This is a genomic window from Paracoccus haeundaensis (genome assembly GCF_006239215.1).
Taxonomy (GTDB): Bacteria; Pseudomonadota; Alphaproteobacteria; order Rhodobacterales; family Rhodobacteraceae; genus Paracoccus; species Paracoccus marcusii.
In genome coordinates, this window is the sequence record NZ_VDDC01000001.1 from 1 (window position 1) to 15886 (window position 15886).

General features: G+C 65.5%; 17 protein-coding genes. 11 read left to right on the forward strand and 6 right to left on the reverse strand.

The window, feature by feature from the left end:
- Positions 1–296: 296 nt before the first annotated feature.
- Positions 297–1616 (reverse strand): cation:proton antiporter, encoded by a 1320-nt coding sequence (locus tag FHD67_RS00005; protein ID WP_139597412.1) that lies wholly within the window; start codon positions 1614–1616, stop codon positions 297–299.
- Between the two features lie 363 nt (positions 1617–1979).
- Here FHD67_RS00005 and FHD67_RS00010 point away from each other — a divergent pair, with 363 nt between their 5' ends.
- The 4 genes from FHD67_RS00010 (at position 1980) to FHD67_RS00025 (ending at position 4781) form a co-directional block, all read left to right on the forward strand.
- Positions 1980–2765, forward strand: a complete 786-nt coding sequence (locus tag FHD67_RS00010) for an SDR family oxidoreductase (protein WP_045999477.1) — start codon at positions 1980–1982, stop codon at positions 2763–2765.
- 231 nt (positions 2766–2996) lie between these two features.
- Complete coding sequence (locus tag FHD67_RS00015; RefSeq protein ID WP_139597413.1) at positions 2997–3515, forward strand: hypothetical protein; 519 nt, start codon at positions 2997–2999, stop codon at positions 3513–3515.
- A 399-nt stretch (positions 3516–3914) separates the two neighbouring features.
- Positions 3915–4283, forward strand: coding sequence for a VanZ family protein (locus tag FHD67_RS00020; RefSeq protein ID WP_064503537.1), 369 nt, complete (start codon positions 3915–3917; stop codon positions 4281–4283).
- A gap of 105 nt (positions 4284–4388) precedes the next feature.
- Entirely contained in the window at positions 4389–4781 is a 393-nt protein-coding gene (locus FHD67_RS00025; RefSeq protein WP_045999475.1) for a DUF4112 domain-containing protein, read from the forward strand.
- A gap of 250 nt (positions 4782–5031) precedes the next feature.
- Here FHD67_RS00025 and FHD67_RS00030 read toward each other — a convergent pair whose 3' ends face one another.
- The 3 genes from FHD67_RS00030 to cueR are packed head-to-tail and all read right to left on the reverse strand — an operon-like array spanning position 5032 to position 6703.
- Positions 5032–5793, reverse strand: a complete 762-nt coding sequence (locus FHD67_RS00030) for a MauE/DoxX family redox-associated membrane protein (protein ID WP_045999474.1) — start codon at positions 5791–5793, stop codon at positions 5032–5034.
- A gap of 2 nt (positions 5794–5795) precedes the next feature.
- Positions 5796–6251 (reverse strand): DUF411 domain-containing protein, encoded by a 456-nt coding sequence (locus tag FHD67_RS00035; protein WP_139597414.1) that lies wholly within the window; start codon positions 6249–6251, stop codon positions 5796–5798.
- On the reverse strand, positions 6248–6703 hold the full coding sequence (gene cueR, locus FHD67_RS00040; protein WP_139597415.1) for a Cu(I)-responsive transcriptional regulator: 456 nt from the start codon (positions 6701–6703) through the stop codon (positions 6248–6250). The genes FHD67_RS00035 and cueR overlap by 4 nt, the downstream gene beginning before the upstream one ends.
- A gap of 143 nt (positions 6704–6846) precedes the next feature.
- Here cueR and copM point away from each other — a divergent pair, with 143 nt between their 5' ends.
- Complete coding sequence (copM, locus tag FHD67_RS00045) at positions 6847–7224, forward strand: CopM family metallochaperone (protein ID WP_139597416.1); 378 nt, start codon at positions 6847–6849, stop codon at positions 7222–7224.
- Positions 7225–7266: 42 nt separating this feature from the next.
- On the opposite strand, the gene FHD67_RS00050 is transcribed toward copM, so the two are convergent.
- Positions 7267–8493: an amidohydrolase family protein gene (locus FHD67_RS00050; protein WP_139597417.1), complete on the reverse strand. Its 1227-nt coding sequence runs from the start codon at positions 8491–8493 to the stop codon at positions 7267–7269.
- 78 nt (positions 8494–8571) lie between these two features.
- Between FHD67_RS00050 and FHD67_RS00055 the strand changes: the two genes are divergently transcribed.
- On the forward strand, positions 8572–8973 hold the full coding sequence (locus tag FHD67_RS00055) for a nuclear transport factor 2-like protein (protein ID WP_045999470.1): 402 nt from the start codon (positions 8572–8574) through the stop codon (positions 8971–8973).
- On the opposite strand, the gene FHD67_RS00060 is transcribed toward FHD67_RS00055, so the two are convergent.
- Positions 8974–9675 carry a GntR family transcriptional regulator gene (locus tag FHD67_RS00060; protein WP_139597418.1) on the reverse strand — a complete coding sequence of 234 codons (702 nt, stop codon included), beginning with the start codon at positions 9673–9675 and terminating at the stop codon, positions 8974–8976.
- Between the two features lie 171 nt (positions 9676–9846).
- On the opposite strand from FHD67_RS00060, the gene FHD67_RS00065 reads away from it, so the two are divergent.
- The 5 genes from FHD67_RS00065 (at position 9847) to FHD67_RS00085 (ending at position 15879) form a co-directional block, all read left to right on the forward strand.
- Complete coding sequence (locus FHD67_RS00065) at positions 9847–10695, forward strand: ABC transporter ATP-binding protein (protein ID WP_045999468.1); 849 nt, start codon at positions 9847–9849, stop codon at positions 10693–10695.
- The gene (locus FHD67_RS00070; protein ID WP_045999467.1) at positions 10692–11465 is read left to right on the forward strand and encodes an ABC transporter permease; all 774 of its coding nucleotides are present in this window, start codon (positions 10692–10694) and stop codon (positions 11463–11465) included. The genes FHD67_RS00065 and FHD67_RS00070 overlap by 4 nt, the downstream gene beginning before the upstream one ends.
- 16 nt (positions 11466–11481) lie before the next feature.
- On the forward strand, positions 11482–12498 hold the full coding sequence (locus tag FHD67_RS00075; RefSeq protein WP_139597419.1) for an ABC transporter substrate-binding protein: 1017 nt from the start codon (positions 11482–11484) through the stop codon (positions 12496–12498).
- The gene (locus tag FHD67_RS00080; RefSeq protein WP_246071162.1) at positions 12498–14036 is read left to right on the forward strand and encodes a gamma-glutamyltransferase family protein; all 1539 of its coding nucleotides are present in this window, start codon (positions 12498–12500) and stop codon (positions 14034–14036) included. The genes FHD67_RS00075 and FHD67_RS00080 overlap by 1 nt, the downstream gene beginning before the upstream one ends.
- Before the next feature lie 157 nt (positions 14037–14193).
- Positions 14194–15879: a chloride channel protein gene (locus FHD67_RS00085; protein ID WP_045999465.1), complete on the forward strand. Its 1686-nt coding sequence runs from the start codon at positions 14194–14196 to the stop codon at positions 15877–15879.
- The last annotated feature ends 7 nt before the right edge of the window (positions 15880–15886 follow it).

A 15886-nucleotide genomic window follows, 5' to 3' on the forward strand; every position in this document is an offset into this window, starting at 1 on the left:
AGCCATGATCTGCGGCTCGGTAAATCGGGTCTTTCTCATTCGAATCTCCTCAGCTCACGCTACGAGAAAATTCTACGGATAAACCCCCTTAACGATGGGGAGGATTACCATTTTTGTGCCCTTGGGATGAAGACAAGACGGCAGACGCCGCGCCGAAATCGGCGGCGCGGGTGACAGCCGGGTAAAGCTCTCTCCGCCCTTATCTCTGGCGTCTGGCCGTGATCTGCTGTTCGGGCGGCAGCGCGTCCTGACCTAGCATCCGCACAACAAGACAGCATGTGCATGCAACCGTGCCATCAGTCCGCGTCCCTGCCTGGTCCCTGGAAACCCGGGGGCGGCACGGCGTCTTCGGCATCGGGGTCGCGGCCCTGTACGCGGTCCAGCATTCGCATGATCGGTGTGACCGACAGGCCGTGCATGATGATGGACATCAGCACGACCAGTCCGACGATCGCCCAAAGACGCGCCGCGTGCTGCAGATCATCGATGTGGTTCAGGCCATAGGCCAGGTAGTAGAACGACCCGATGCCCCGGATGCCGAAGAAGGCGATCGTCGTTTTTTCATGCCAAGGAGCGCTGATGCCCGTCATGCCTATCAGGGCGGTGATCGGGCGGATCACCAGCAGGATCACCAGGGCCGCCGCAATATCCATGGGGACCAGGGGCGACAGCAGCCCATTGACGATCGCGCCTCCGAACAGGAGCAGAAGCACCATCATCGAGATCCGTTCGATCTGTTCGATCAGGTCATGCATGGATTTATGGAAGTCGTGATCCCTGTGGGCCTGTCTGAAGGTCAGGGCGGTGACGAAGACCGACAGGAAGCCATAGGCGTGGAACACCTCGGTCAGGCCATAGGACACGAATATCGCCGACAGCGCGATCAGGCCGTCACCGGTCCTTACCAGACGGCTTTCCGCGGGGATGTGGAACGTGATCCATCCAAACAGCCGCCCGACCAGATAGCCGCCCAGGATGCCGACGCCGATCTCCCAAACGACATTGTAGGTCAGCCAGTCCAGGGCCCAAGGTTCGTGCGTCACGGACGCGGACGCCAAGGCTATGGCCAGATGGACGAAGGGGAAAGCGGCGCCGTCGTTCACGCCAGCCTCGGATGTCAGGGCGAACCGGACCTCGTCCTCCTCGCCGGTCTTCGGGGGGCCGACCTGCACATCCGAGGCCAGGACCGGATCCGTCGGTGCCAGAACCGCCCCGAGAAGCAGCGCCATGGCCCATGGCAGGGCCAGCCATGTCCCCGCAAGGACAGCAATCAGCGCGATCCCCAAGGGTAGGGTCAGAAAGATCAGTCGCCAGGTGATCAGCCATGAACGCAGGGCCAGCACGCGATCGATCTTGAGGCCCGCGCCCATCAGCGCGATGATGACCACGAATTCGGCAAACCGTTCGGTGATTTCAGGGTGCTCCAGGGGCGATGGAGCGAACCGCAATCCGGGAATGGCACCCAGACCCATGCCAAGGCCGATACAGACGATCGGGAGGGACAGTGGAACACGGCGGAGAGCCAGGGGAAGCCAGGCGACGAGTGCAATCAGCAACCCCAGTCCCATCATCAGAAGGATGTACGGATCGGGTGGCCGGGTCAGGGTTTCGAACATGTCATGCCTTTCGAAACCGCGCCGAAGGCAGGGTTCGATTGAGGGAGGTGAAGGGGAAAGGAAAGTCCGTTGGTCGGACGACGTATGGTGGTAAGACACCGCGATGTGTCCGGGCAGCCAACCGTGATGCTGCCGAAAGGTTCCTGAGTTACATATGCGGCTGAAGAGTTTGACGGATGACGGAACGGCTCCGACCTGGACGTCGACGACCCCGGACCCTGTGGGATCGCCCATCGACTGGGCAAGCGGCTGATGAGAAGTGGATGACGATGGATAGGGTTTTTTGTTAGGACGTCCGAGACAAGCCGCGCGCCTTCATGCGGTGCGTCGATCAGTTTCACTTTTGAACGCGAAGGATCTCCCATGGCCAGACTGTCCGGAAAGACGGCGCTCGTGACAGGCGCGGCGCGCGGCATCGGTGCGGCCATCGCAACGGCCTTTGCCAACGAGGGCGCACATGTCGTTGTCACCGACATCGATAGGATCGGCGGCCATGCCGTGGCAGACGCGATTGGTGGGACATTCGGCCGGCTCGACGTCACCTCCGAAGCGGACTGGAGTACGATTGCCGAGCAGTTCCCGACGATGGATATCGTCGTCAACAACGCCGGGGTCACCGGGTTCGAGGGATCCGTCCCACCGGCGCATGATCCGGAAAATGCACGGCTTGCCGATTGGCGCGCCGTTCATGCCGTCAACCTGGACGGTACCTTCCTGGGCTGCCGCTACGCCATCCGCGCCATGAGGCCGAAAGGCGTGGGATCGATCATCAACATCTCCTCGCGCTCGGGGCTTGTCGGTATCCCGATGGCGGCGGCCTACGCGTCCTCCAAGGCCGCCGTTCGCAATCACACGAAAAGCGTGGCGCTGTACTGCGCGGGGCAGGGCCTGAACATCCGGTGCAACTCGATCCATCCCGCGGCGGTGATGACGCCGATGTGGGAGCTGATGCTGGGCAATGGCCCCGACCGCAGCAAGCGGGAGGCGGCAATGGTGGCCGACACGCCCCTGCGCCGCTTTGGCAGGCCCGAGGAGGTGGCTGCGCTGGCGGTCATGCTGGCATCGGACGAGGCGGCCTACATGACCGGGGCTGAACTGACGATCGATGGGGGTATCCTGGCAGGTTCGGCCGCCGCGCCCGGACGTTAGGCCACAAGGGGGCGCGAGCGCTGTAGGTTCACCGGCACTACCGACTGCAGGCAGTGGCGACCATACCCACGGTCACTCCCGAATGGCCGGCAAAGTATCGGTGATGTCCCTACTTTTGGGATGTCAGGCTAAGCCAGACGCAGTGGTTGGGCCGAAGCGGCGCAGGGAAGGTATTGCGCTTTTACGGCCTCATGAAGATCATCGCTCAGGAGAGAGATTAAGGCCCGGCACATGACCCGATCGCACATGCCAAGCCGGCCACCACGGCTTGCAACCTTGCCTCTGGCGGCCTTCGCTCCCCCGGATGCCTGGATCATCGACGACGCGGATATGAGCAGTGCGGACCGTCTGCAACTGTATGTCGGAGCCGAAGAAATCGGTGACGCCCACACAGACTTCGTCAGGGACCCGGCTTCGGCCATTGTGCTGCCCTTCAGCCAACGCTCAGACGTGCTGTTTTTCCTGATGAATGCGGTCGTCCTCGCGGTCTGCACGAAGTGCGGCGCACTGGCAGGCGGCGTCAGCAATTACCATCCCATCGTGTTTCCCGCGCATCGGGGACTTGGCATCGGCCGCGACTTTCACCTCGTGACGGATGAGAATGGCATGATCCTGTTCCAGCCTGAATACTTCTCAAGGGCAGGATACGCCGCCCGTTTGGCAGCCCATAAAGCGGCCGTCGTTCAGGCGATCAGAGAGGGTCGCGTTGTCCATCCGGAAAACCGCATGCGCTATCGCACTGCCTGGTAGCGGGCCGCTTCCCAAGGCATTGCCCTGTATCTTGTAAAACTGACCCTGCTACGAAAATAACGTTAGACAGAGCGCCCCGTTAACCTTAAGCAGAAAATAATAATAAGAACTACCTCAGTAGTTGAGCGCACTTCGGCGGCAGAGATCGAGGGCACGAGCAGTACGACAAAGACGCATTGTCGATGACATGCGTGGGCTCCCGGGTAAGCTCCGGGAGCTGCTTCTTTTCTACAAAGAGATTTGACGCGTTGAGCCGTCGGCTGACCGGCGCCCCCGTCATGCTGCATACCGTTATGATTCCTCAACAGGTCAAGGTGACCCTGTATTCAGGCCCATCATGGTGTAAGGCCGGTATCGTCGTGGTTTTTGCCCGGCAAATGTTCATAACGCGAAGAGTTCATGCGCCTTCAGTCGAAACTCGCCTTAGGGCTGTCATGTCTGGTCGCAACTGCGATTGCGGTCCTGACGCTGACGCCGGTACCAGCGCCGCCTTTGGGGTCAGTCGCGGAATCCGACAAGATCTACCATATGGTCGCGTTCGGGGTGCTTGCCTTTCCGATGGCCTATCTTCGGCCGCGTTGGCTGATGCTGGCTCTACCCGCCTATCTGGCGTTTGGCGGCTTGATTGAGATCCTTCAGCCATTCGTCGGGCGTGACCGCAGTCTTGGGGACTGGCTTGCGGACCTGATCGGTCTCGGGATTGGTGTCGTCATCGGCTTGGCTGCCGGGCGGTTTGTACCCTTTGCACGGCCGCGCATGCGCCGGTAACCCCGACGGGGGCTTGGCGGAAAAGCCACAGTGTCACGCTACGCCGACGCGCCAACAGATCAAGGCATTTGGGAACAATGGTGGTGCTGTCGTGCTTGCAACCATATGAACGATGATCTGCACAAGGCGCGCTTTGAACGGCTGGAACAGCTTTCCGGCAAACTGGATTGTGTGTTTCGAATCCCAGGCACACGGTTTCGGGTCGGATACGACGCGATCGCAGGTTTGGTGCCGGGGCTCGGTGACGCTGCGGCAATGCTGCCGGCGGCATGGATCGTCTTGGAAAGTTATCGCATGGGGCTGCCTAGGCACAAGCTTGTGAGGCAGGGGATCAACGTTGCCGTGGACACGACATTTGGCAGCATCCCTCTTGTCGGAAGCGTCTTTGATGCTTGGTTCAAGTCCAACCTGCGCAATGTCGACATTCTGCGCTCGCATCTCAATCGCGATAGGCTTGCTGGGGTTGGGGCACCTTATGGCGACGAAAGATCATCCTAGAATCTCTCATGGGGGATCTATCGGGAGCCTGCTTGGTCAAGTCACGGAGTAGAAGTCCGTCGCAATCAATGCGACCGGTTCCCGGGAACGCTTTTCCGAGGTCATGTTCACCGCAGCTGTTTTGTTTTGGCTCTGATACTGAATCAATCTGGAGCCTCATTGGGACGCACGTCGGAAATGGCCGGTCGTTTTTCTTTTCCGTTTTCATTCAGAAGCCATTGCCAGCCGCTTGATCCCCAACTGATACCTACTAATGCGCCAGCACCGTGACCTTGATCAGCATCCAGACCGCCATGGCGATCATCATCAGGTTCTCGGTCAGGGAGACAAACCCCAGGGGGACGTTGCTGTCGCCGCCGACGCAGGCGCATTTGATGTCTCGCTTGTCGACATAGACGGCCTTCCAGACCGACACGGCGCCGATCGTGCCGATGAACAGGGCGACCGGAATGGACAGCCACATCAGCGCACCCGCGACCATCAGGACGCCCGCCAGTCCCTCGGCGAAGGGATAGACGTAGCCGTAGCGGACCCACCGCTGCGCCAGGAGGTCATAGTTCAGGAACATCGTGGCAAAGCTGTCGACGTCCTTCAGCTTCTGCAGGGCCAGCAGACACATGGCGAAGGCCACGAACCACTCGGCCGCGGCGATGGTGATCAGCTGACCGAACGCGGCCCAGCTGGTCGCAAGGGCCATCGCGGCGGCCATCGCGAACAGCGCGATCACGGGGCGGTAGGTGGTCGCAGACTTGTCGCGGACGGTCTTGCCGAAATGCCGCCTCAGGTCGTCATAGCCGCCGATCCGCCGACCGTCGATGAAGGTTTGCGGCGTGGTCCGGACATCGTGTTGTTCCTTGAACGCGTCGACCTCGGCACGGGTGGTCAGGTGGTGGTCCTCGACGCGAAAGCCCTGGCGCCGCAGCAGGTCCAGCGATTTGAGGCCATAGGGGCACATGTGCTTGGCCATCACCATGCGGTGAAGGGTGGCGGTCTTGGGGGTCGTCAGGGTCATGGTCAACCTCGATGGTTTGCAAAGACGCGGGTTTCGGACCCGGTCCAAAGGATGACGTCATAGGGATCGCGCCGCCCGCCCACCTCCATGCCGGGCGATCCGGCGGGCATGCCGGGCACCGCCAGGCCTGCGGCCGGCGGACGCTGCGCGAGCAGGGCGCTGATGTCGGTGGCGGGCACATGGCCCTCGATCATATAACCGTCGATCAGGGCCGTGTGGCAGGAGCGCAGCGGCGCAGGCACGGCATGGCGATCCTTGACGCCCTGCATGTCATCGGTCGTGACCACCTCTACGGCAAAGCCGTGATCCCGCAGATGCGCGACCCACGCGCCGCAGCATCCGCAATCGGGCGCGCGAAAGACCCGCGCGCGGACCGGCGCCTGACCAGACCATGCCATCGCCGGGCCGGCAAGAATGCCCGCCGCCAGCGCCGTCATGAACATGCGTCGATCCGTCACCCGCCGATCCTTTCCTTGAATCCCCGTTCGGGCCGCCTGCGGGACAACGGTTCGTCATCCGTGTCCAAGGTCTCCAGCCGCTGCAGGATCGGACAGTTCGGACGCTCGTTTCCGGCGCAGGCATTCGCCAGTTCCTCCAGCGTGTCGGCCATGTCCTGCAGGTGCGCGATCTTGTGGCGCAGGTCCCGGACCCGCGCCTGCGCCAGCGCCTTGACGTCGGCGCTGCGCCGGTCCTTGTCGCGCCACAGGTCCAGCAGTTCGGTGATCTCGGCAACCGAGAAGCCCAGGTCGCGCGCGCGGGCGATAAAGCGCAGCATATGGACGTCGCGCGGTTCGTATTCGCGATAGCCCGAGGCCGTCCGGCTGGCTGTCGGGATCAGGCCGATCCGTTCATAGTAACGGATCATCTTGGCCGATACGCCCGAGCGGTTGGCGGCGTCTCCGATGTTCATGGCAGGGCTCCGTCATTGCGATGACAGGGATATGGGGCTTCCCATCATGGGAAGGTCAAGGGCGTGATGACGCCGTCCGCGCGGCATTGACCTTGCAACGATGGGAAGGATTATCTGAGATCGGGAAGAAGGAGAGCACTGCCATGAAAACGTTCGTCCCCATCCTGCTGACCGCCCTTGCCGTCGCCGCGCCGGGTCTTGCCCAGCAGACGATGGATCATTCCGCGCATGACGACATGGCGACGTCCGGGGCACGACCCGACGACACGCCGGCAACGACGGCCTATCGCGCAGCGATGGCCGAGATGCACGCGAACATGGACGTCGAATACACCAATGACGCGGACGTGGACTTCATGCGGGGGATGATCCCCCACCACCAGGGCGCCATCGACATGGCGCGCATCGTCCTTGAACACGGTCAGGACCCCCAGGTGCGCGCCCTGGCCGAGGAGGTCATCGCGGCGCAGGAGGCCGAGATCGAGATGATGGAGGCCTGGCTGGCCGAACACGACAGCTGAACGATGACAGGCAGCGCCAGGCACGTGGTGCATGGCGCTGCGTCAGGCGGGCAGGGTGCCCGCCGTGGGGCGCAGCAATCGCGCCGCGGGCCGGTCGAAGCTTTGGCGACCGGCCTTGAAGCCCATCAGTGGTGCCGCGATGGTGGCCAGTCCATCCTCGGCCGTCTCGGCGTCCAGCACGATCAGGTCGGCGCGATCGCCGACCGACAGCCCGTAATCGGCCACACGCAGGATGCGGGCCGGGCCGTCGGTGATCATCCGTAGGCAGGCCGTGAAATCGCCGGCGCCAAGATGCATCACGTTGGCATAGAGGTTGGCCATCCGCAGCAACGAGCAGTCGCCATAAGGCGTGAACGGGTTCATCACGTTGTTCGTCGCCACCGCGACCGTCACCCCTTCCAGCAGGTGCAGGGGCGCTACGCCGCGGGGCGCGCGGTGGCCCTGGTCCATGCCGTTCAGGTACAGGTCGGTGGCGGGCAGGGCGGTCACGGCGACCCGGGCCTGGGCCAGCATCGCGGCATGATCGCGCAGGGCACCGTCGGTCATCACCGCCAGCTTGGTCACATGGCCCAGGTTCACGCGGCCCTGCCAGCCGTGGCGGATCGTCCGGTCGCAGATCGCCTTGATCTGGGACCCGTCGGGGTCCAAGTCGAAATCCAGGTGAAAATCCAGATCGACGTCGTGCCGCACGGCCATCGCGAACAGGATGTCGATCTGCGCCAGCGGGTCGCTGTCGGTATAGGGGCAGCCGCCCAGAAGGTCGGCCCCCTGCGCCAGCGCCTGTTCCAAAAGCGCCTCGGTGCCGTGATCGTTGGTCAGGCCTTCCTGGGCAAAGGCGCAGACCTGCAGGTCCAGCGCAAAGGCATAGTCGTCCTTCAGGGCCAGCACTGCCTTCAGGCTGCGCAATCCGGCGCGGGGGTCGACCTCGACATGGGTGCGCATGTGCATGGTGCCCTGCCGGACCGCGGCCTCGATCACCTGCGCGCCGCGGCTGCGAACATCGTCGACGGTAAAGTCGCGCTTCAGCGCGCTGACCGCGGCCACGGCGGCCTGCACGCTGTCCGCCTGACCGCAGCGGCACAGCAAGCCGGCCTTGTCCAGGTGAATATGCGCCTCGACCAGCCCCGGCAGGACGGCGCGGTGTTCGATGTCGCGGACCTCGCGCGACGGGCCAAGGTCACGGCCCAGGGCGGCGATGCGACCGCCGGCGATGCCGATATCTGTGGCACCCTGCGGCAGGCGGGCATTCTTCAGGATCAGATCCAGCATCGTTCTTGTGTCCCCGGCGACCTTCTGTATTCTTCTAGTGTATGCACTTTACCCCGCCACAGACAAGCAGAGAGCGCGATGAACCAGAACACCGAAAAAGACCTGCAGGCGGTCAAGGACTATCTTGCGGCGTCGATGGCGCCCGATCCGGTGCTGGCCGCGACCTTCGTCGCGCCGGGCTTTACCTGCCGGTTCACGGGCGGGCGCGTCTTCGACACGCCGTCGGGGCCGACCGGTTTCAACGCGGCCCGCTATGCCTGGGTCAAGAAGCGGATCGAGCGGTACGACGTCGTGCCGGCGGGCGAGCAGACGATCGTCTATAGCTTGGGCTATCTGCATGGCGCCTGGCCGGATGGCACGCCTTTCGACGGGAACCGCTATATCGACCGGTTCACGGTGCAGGATGGGCTGATCCTGGACACGGACGTCTGGAACGACAGCGCCGAATGGATCCTTGATCCCACCATCGCCAAGGGCTGATCAGCCCTTGGCATAGGGCTGCAGGATGTTGACCAGATCGCGGCTGCGGCTGCGATCGCCCGACAGCAGGGCGCGGGCGGCCACGGCCTCCAGATGCTCGGCCATCAGGTCGGCGGCCTTGTCGGCGGGCCCCTTGGCGATCAGGTCGATCAGGGCCAGATGTTCGCTGATGGCGCAGTCCGATGAATGCGGGCGGGCTAGCGCAGACAGCGACAGGCCCGCGCGATAACAGATTTCAGTGACATAGCGGACTAGGATCGGCTTGCCGGTCATTTCGGCCAGGCGGATGTGGAACTCGGTTGCCAGCCGGATCGACGCGCCGTCGGGCCCGTGGCGCGCATCATGCTCCTGGCGGACGATCTCCTTCAGGGCGGCGACCTGGTCGGGCGACAGGTGACCGGCCAGATGCTGCACGACCTGACGTTCCAGGGCCACGCGGATGTCGAAGATGTCGCGCGCATCGGCCGGCGTGGGCGCGGTCACGGTCGCGATGCGGTTGCGGCGCAGATCGACCAGGCCTTCGGCGGCCAGCTGCCCCAGGGCATGGCGCGCGATGGTGCGGCTGACGCCAAAGCTTTCGCCAAGGGCATCCTCGGGCAGGCGGTCGCCGGGCATCAGCGCCCCTTCGATGATGGCCCGACGGATGCCCTGGCAGATTGCGGCCATGCGGTCGCCGCCGACGGAACGCGCCCCCGCCGTCATGCGACCGCCTGCTGATCGGGTATGTAGCCCGGAACTGAGGAAAGTTTCGGCATCGACCATCCGGCCACCATTTTCCAGCGCCCCGCGGTTTGCGTGGCTGGGCACCGGCGGGCTAAGGATTCGGTATAAAGTGTATGCACTTTTGTCATGCACCTTTGACAGGGGAACCTCATGAACCCGGATCTTGCACAGATCGCGCCGGAACGAAAGCGACCAGCGGTTCAGCTGTCGCGGGCATCGGTCGCCTTCGGACAGGGCGCAGAGCGCGTCCAGGCGCTGCAACCGACAGACCTGCACTTGGACGAGGGCGAATTCCTGGCGCTTGTCGGGCCGTCCGGCTGCGGCAAGTCGACGATCCTCAAGCTGGTCGGCGGCCTGACCCGCCCGTCTGGTGGAGAGATCATCGTGGGCGGACGCGAGGTCGCGGCCCGCGCCCTGCGCGTCGGCATGGCGTTCCAGAACCCGACCCTGCTGCCATGGCTGACGATCGAACAGAACGTCATGCTGCCGCTGAAGATCGTGCGCCCGTTCCGACAGGATTACGCCCGCAAGAAGCGGGGCGAGTACCGCGACAGGGTCCACGCGCTGCTGGCCGATGTGGGCCTGGAAAAGTTCGCCGGTCATTACCCCTGGCAGCTGTCGGGCGGCATGCTGCAGCGTGCCAACCTGTGCCGCGCGCTGATCCACGAACCCAGCCTGCTGCTGCTGGACGAACCCTTCGGCGCGCTGGACCAGTTCACCCGAGAGGAGCTGTGGGGCACGATGCAGGATCTGTGGATCAAGCGTCGCCCCACCGTGATCCTGGTCACGCATGACCTCAAGGAGGCCGGCTTTCTGGGCACGCGGATCTGCGTGATGAGCGCGCGCCCCGGCCGCATCATCGACGACAGCCCCGTCACCTTTCCCCGCCCGCGCACGGTCGAGATGACCTTCCAGCCCGATTTCGTGGCTCTGAACCAGCGCCTGCGCGAACGCATCATCGATGCCCGCGGCGAATCCGCCCGAAAGGTCGCGTCATGAACTATGCCATCCGTCGCCGCATGTGGTCCGCCGCGCTGATCGTCGCCTTCTTCCTGGGGTGGGAGGTTCTGTGCCTGGCCCTGAACGTGTCCGACCTGGTGGTGCCGCGCCCGTCGCAGGTGATGGCGACGTTGGTCGCGCGCTTTCCGGTCCTGTGGCCGCACATCATCCAGACGCTGTGGACGACCATGATCGGCTTTGGCCTTGGCGTGGCGGTGGGCGTCGTGATCGGCGCGCTGATCGGCACGTCGCGGGTGGCCTATGACACGGCCTATCCGCTACTGATCGGGTTCTCGTCCATCCCGAAGGTCGCGGTTGTCCCGATCTTCGTGCTGTGGTTCGGGGCGGGGCCGGTGCCTGCGGTCCTGACCGCACTGGCCATGTGCTTCTTTCCCATCGTGGTCAACATCGCCACCGGCCTTGCCACGACCGAGCCCGAGATGGAGGACGTTCTGAAATCCCTGGGCGCCGGCAAGATGGACCTGCTGCTGAACGTGGGCCTGCCGCGCACCATGCCGTTCTTCTTCGCCTCGCTGAAGATCGCGGCCACCTATGCTTTCGTCGGCACCGTGCTGGCCGAGACCGTCGCCTCGAACAAGGGCATCGGCAACGTGATGATGAGCGCGTCGTCGAACTTCGACGTGCCGCTGGTCTTTGCCGGCCTGTTCATCCTGGCCTTCCTGGGGGTCGCCCTCTACGTCCTGTTCTCGGTCATCGAGGGCCGCGTCGTGGGCTGGGCGAACCGCCGTACCGACCTGTCCCCCTCCTGATCCGAAAGGTATCCCGATGCTGAAATCGCTGCTTGCCGCCGCATCCCTGATCGCGATGGCCGCCCCCGCGCTGGCCCAGACCGACATCCGCTTCACCCTGGGCTGGAAGACGCAAGGGTCCGATGCGCCCATCCTGCTGGCCCAGCAGAAGGGCTATTTCGAGGAGGAGGGCCTGAACGTCACCATCGACCAGGGCGAGGGGTCCGCCGCCACCGTCACCCGGATCATGTCGGGCACCTATGACGCGGGCTTTGGCGACATCAACGCCATTATCCAGAACGCCGCCGAACGCCCCGACCAGACCCCGGTCATGGTCTATCAGCTGTGGAACGATCCGCCCTTCACGGTCGTGACCCGCAAGGAAAGCGGCATCACGACCCCTGCCGATCTGGCGGGCAAGACCCTGGGCGGCGCGCCCGGGACGCCCACGACCAAGCTGCTTCCGGTTTTTGCGCGCATGAACGACGTCGACCTGGACAGTATCACTATCGAAAGCCTGGCGCCGAACCTGACTGAACCGATGCTGATCCGCGGCGACATCGACGGGGCGATGGTGTTCAACATCACGGCCTGGTTCAACCTGATCAACAACCGCCAGGACCCCGCGGCGGATTTCAACTGGCTGAACTTCGGCGATCACGGGCTGGACCTCTATGCCAACGGGGTCATGGTCTCTCAGGCGATGATCGCCGACAACCCCGAGGCCGTGACCGGCCTGGTCCGTGCGATCAACCGCGCCGCGGTCGAGATCGCCCAGGACCACGAGGCGGGCGTCGATGCCGTCCTGGCCTTCGACAACCTGGCCAATCGCGACCTTGAGATGGCGCGGATGATGTTCTCGTACGAGAACCTGATCGCCTCGGACGAGGTGACCCGGATCGGTCTGGGCGATCTGGATGACGACCGCCTGTCGCGCGCCATCGACATCGTCGCCGAGGGCTATCAGCTGCAGACCACGCCCGAAGCCGGGCAGGTCTTCGACCGCAGCTTCCTGCCGCCGCTGGACGACCGCCAGCTGGTCCTGGCCGACTGATGGCGGCCGCCGCGATGCAGCCGATGGCGACCAGCCCGCACCCGCTGGCGACACGGGCCGGGGCGGACGTCCTGCAGCGCGGCGGCACCGCGGCCGAGGCCGCCGTGGCGATGGGCGCGGTCCTGGCCGTGGTCATGCCGCATTTCTGCGGCTTGGGCGGCGACGCGGTCTGGCTTATGGCCGACCGCGAGGGTTGGGCGACGACGCTGATGGGCATCGGCCAGGCGCCGGGCGTCCTGCCGGACCTGCCCGCCGCCTTGCCCCTGCGGGGGCCGCGGTCGATGCTGACGACCGCCTGCGCCGTCGACAGCTGGGACCATGCCCTGCGCCTGTCGGCGTCCCGATGGGGCGGGGCGATGACGCCGGGGGCGCTGCTGGCGCCCGCGCTGGCCCTTGCGCGCGACGGGTTTCGGCCCAGCGCCAGCCAACGGTTCTGGCTGGATTTCCGCGCCGCGGACTGGCCGGCCTGGCCGGGCTTTGCGGCCCAGTTCGCCGCTGCCGGAAACGACCTGCTACGCCAGCCGCAACTGGCCGAGATCCTGTCCCTGATGGTCCGGGACGGGCTGCGCAGCTTCTATCAGGGACCGGCGGCGCAGCGGATCGCCCAGGGCCTGGCCCAGGCAGGCGCGCCGCTGACCGCCGCCGACCTTGCCGCGACGCACAGCCGGGCGGCGCAACCGCTGTCCCAGCCCTATCGCGACCTGATGCTGCTGGCGCCGCCGCCGCCCACGCAGGGGGTGACCACGCTGGCCATCATGGGCATCCTCGACCGGCTGCGGATCCCCCGCGACCCCGCAATGCGAACCCATCTGCTGGTCGAGGCGGTCAAGCAGGCCTTCCTGGACCGCGGGCGTATCGCCGACCCGGACCACGCGGGCGACGACATATCGGCGCTGCTGTCCCCGGATCGGCTGGACGCCAAGGCGGGCGCGATCCGCGCGGATCGTGCACTGGCCTGGCCGCACAGGGTCCGGCATGGAGATACGGTGTTCTTCGCCGCGACGGACGGGCAGGGGCGCTGCGCATCGGTCCTGCAGAGCACCTATTTCGACTGGGGCAGCGGCTGCGTCATCGGCGATACCGGGATCATCTGGCACAATCGTGGCGCAAGCTTTGCCACCGATCCGACCCACCCGAATGTCATCGCCCCCGGAAAGCGGCCCTTCTATACGCTGAACCCCGGCATCGCGCTGAAGGATGGCCGGCCGCATCTTCTCTATGGCACGCAGGGCGCGGATGGCCAGCCGCAGACACTGGCCGTCGTGCTGAGCGGCCTGATCGATCTGGGGCTGTCGCCCGAGGCAGCCTTGGCGCAGCCGCGCTTTCTTCTGGGGCGAACCTTTTCGGACAGCCGCGACAGCCTCAAGGTCGAGGCCTCCCTGGGCGACGCGGCGATCGCCTCTCTGGCCGCATTGGGGCATGAGACGGCCGAACTGCCGGCCCTGTCCCCGATCTTCGGCTGCGCAGGCGCGATCCGCATCGACGCGACGGGCTGTTCTGGCGCGCATGATCCCCGGGGCGAGGGGCTGGCCCTCTGACGCCGCCATCGGCCGCGTCGTGGGGGATCAGCCGCCGCCGATGTGGGGTGCCCGGTATCGGTAGAACGCCGTGCCGGTGCCGGCCTTGGGCCGTGCACCATGTCCGCGTGACGGATGACCCTCGCCAAGATGACGATGCTGTGCCAGCCTTGCCCGAATGAGACCTGCCTTCGCCCTTCTTGTCAGACGCACCCTGCGCCGATGGCGCCGCGACTTGTATCCCGTCCTGCGCATTGCGGCCGACAGGGCCCTGCGACAGGTGCAGTTCTGGGTGCTGGCGCTGCTGATCGGCATCGCGGCGGGATTTGCGGCGCTTGGGTTCAGGCTGGGTATCTCGGGGGTTCAGAGGGCCCTCTACGGCGCCGACGACCTGACCCTGGCCAGCGTCGCGCGCGACCTGCCTTGGGCCTGGGTGCTGGTGGTGCCGGTCCTGGGCGGACTTGTCGTCGGGCTGATCCTGGATCGCTTTACCCCAGACGGGCGCGTGCGCGCGGTGGCCGACGTGATCGAGGGCGCGGCGCTGGACGGGGGCCGGGTCGAGGTCCGCGAGGGTCTGGCATCGGCCGCGGCCTCGCTGATCACGCTGGGCACCGGCGGCAGTTCCGGGCGCGAGGGGCCTGTCGTGCATCTGGCCGGCGTCGTCTCGACCGCGGTCGCGCGGCGCATCAAGGCCAGCCCTATGACCGGCAGGGAGCTGTTGGGATGCGCCGTCGCGGGTGCGGTCGCCGCCAGCTTTAACGCGCCCATCGCCGGGGCGCTTTTCGCGCATGAGGTCGTGCTGCGGCATTTCGCGACGCGCGCCTTTGCCCCGATCGCGATCGCCGCGGTGGCGGGCACGGTCATCAACCGGCTGCAGTTCGGCGGCCTGACCGAATTCATGCTGCCGGTCGAGCCTGACCTGGCCTTCCATATCGAATTGCCCGCCTTCATGGTGCTGGGCCTTGTCTGCGCGCTGGTCGCGGCGGCGATGATGGGCGGGATCTTTCGCGCCGACAGTCTGGCGACGCGGGCGATGGCGCGGATCGGCTGGCCGCGCTGGTCCCGGCCCGCGCTGGCGGGGCTTGCCCTTGGTGTGATCGCCATTCCCTTTCCGCACATCATCGGCGTGGGCTATGAAACCACCGCCGCGGCGCTGTCCGGCCAGATCGGCCTGGGGCAGGCGGTCATGTTCGCGGTCGTCAAGGCGTTGGCGGTCGCGATCACGCTGGGCGGGCGCATGGGGGGCGGGGTGTTCTCGCCCGCGCTGGTCATGGGGTCGCTGACCGGCCTGGCCTTCGGGATCATCGCCACGACCCTTGCGCCCGGCTATTCCGGCAGCGTCAACGTCTATGCCTTTGCCGGCATGGCCGCGGTCGGCGCGGCCGTCCTGGGCGCCCCCATCTCGACCGCGCTGATCGTGTTCGAGATGACCGGAGACTGGCAGACGGGCATCGCGGTGATGACCTCGGTCTCGCTCAGTTCCGCCCTGGCATCGACCCTGGTCAGGCGGTCGTTCTTCCTGACCCAACTGGAGCGGCGGGGCATCCACCTGTCCGAAGGGCCGCAGGCCTGGCTGCCCCACCAGCTGCGCGTCACGCCGGTCATCCGCGCGCTGGACGCCCCGGATGCCCCGGCCGAGGATCTGGTCCGTGCCATGGCAGAACGCGGTCCGACCGTGGCCCCGACCACCACCCTGGCCGAGGCCCTGCCGCTGTTCGAACGAAGCGGCGCGGTGTTTCTGGCCGTGACGGCCTGCGACGGCCCGGACGACCCCCTGCGCCTGATCGGCAGCGTCCATCACGTCGACGTCCTGCGCGCCCTGAACCAGGCCCTGGAACAGACCGCCGCCGAAGAGCACGGCTGACACGGCG

Coding starts and splice junctions, on each gene's coding strand:
- FHD67_RS00005 (WP_139597412.1), bottom strand. CDS start 1,616: ATGTTCGAAACCCTGACCCGGCCACCCGATCCGTACATCCTTCTGATG.
- FHD67_RS00010 (WP_045999477.1), top strand. CDS start 1,980: ATGGCCAGACTGTCCGGAAAGACGGCGCTCGTGACAGGCGCGGCGCGC.
- FHD67_RS00015 (WP_139597413.1), top strand. CDS start 2,997: ATGACCCGATCGCACATGCCAAGCCGGCCACCACGGCTTGCAACCTTG.
- FHD67_RS00020 (WP_064503537.1), top strand. CDS start 3,915: ATGCGCCTTCAGTCGAAACTCGCCTTAGGGCTGTCATGTCTGGTCGCA.
- FHD67_RS00025 (WP_045999475.1), top strand. CDS start 4,389: ATGAACGATGATCTGCACAAGGCGCGCTTTGAACGGCTGGAACAGCTT.
- FHD67_RS00030 (WP_045999474.1), bottom strand. CDS start 5,793: ATGACCCTGACGACCCCCAAGACCGCCACCCTTCACCGCATGGTGATG.
- cueR (WP_139597415.1), bottom strand. CDS start 6,703: ATGAACATCGGAGACGCCGCCAACCGCTCGGGCGTATCGGCCAAGATG.
- copM (WP_139597416.1), top strand. CDS start 6,847: ATGAAAACGTTCGTCCCCATCCTGCTGACCGCCCTTGCCGTCGCCGCG.
- FHD67_RS00050 (WP_139597417.1), bottom strand. CDS start 8,493: ATGCTGGATCTGATCCTGAAGAATGCCCGCCTGCCGCAGGGTGCCACA.
- FHD67_RS00055 (WP_045999470.1), top strand. CDS start 8,572: ATGAACCAGAACACCGAAAAAGACCTGCAGGCGGTCAAGGACTATCTT.
- FHD67_RS00060 (WP_139597418.1), bottom strand. CDS start 9,675: ATGACGGCGGGGGCGCGTTCCGTCGGCGGCGACCGCATGGCCGCAATC.
- FHD67_RS00065 (WP_045999468.1), top strand. CDS start 9,847: ATGAACCCGGATCTTGCACAGATCGCGCCGGAACGAAAGCGACCAGCG.
- FHD67_RS00070 (WP_045999467.1), top strand. CDS start 10,692: ATGAACTATGCCATCCGTCGCCGCATGTGGTCCGCCGCGCTGATCGTC.
- FHD67_RS00075 (WP_139597419.1), top strand. CDS start 11,482: ATGCTGAAATCGCTGCTTGCCGCCGCATCCCTGATCGCGATGGCCGCC.
- FHD67_RS00080 (WP_246071162.1), top strand. CDS start 12,498: ATGGCGGCCGCCGCGATGCAGCCGATGGCGACCAGCCCGCACCCGCTG.
- FHD67_RS00085 (WP_045999465.1), top strand. CDS start 14,194: ATGAGACCTGCCTTCGCCCTTCTTGTCAGACGCACCCTGCGCCGATGG.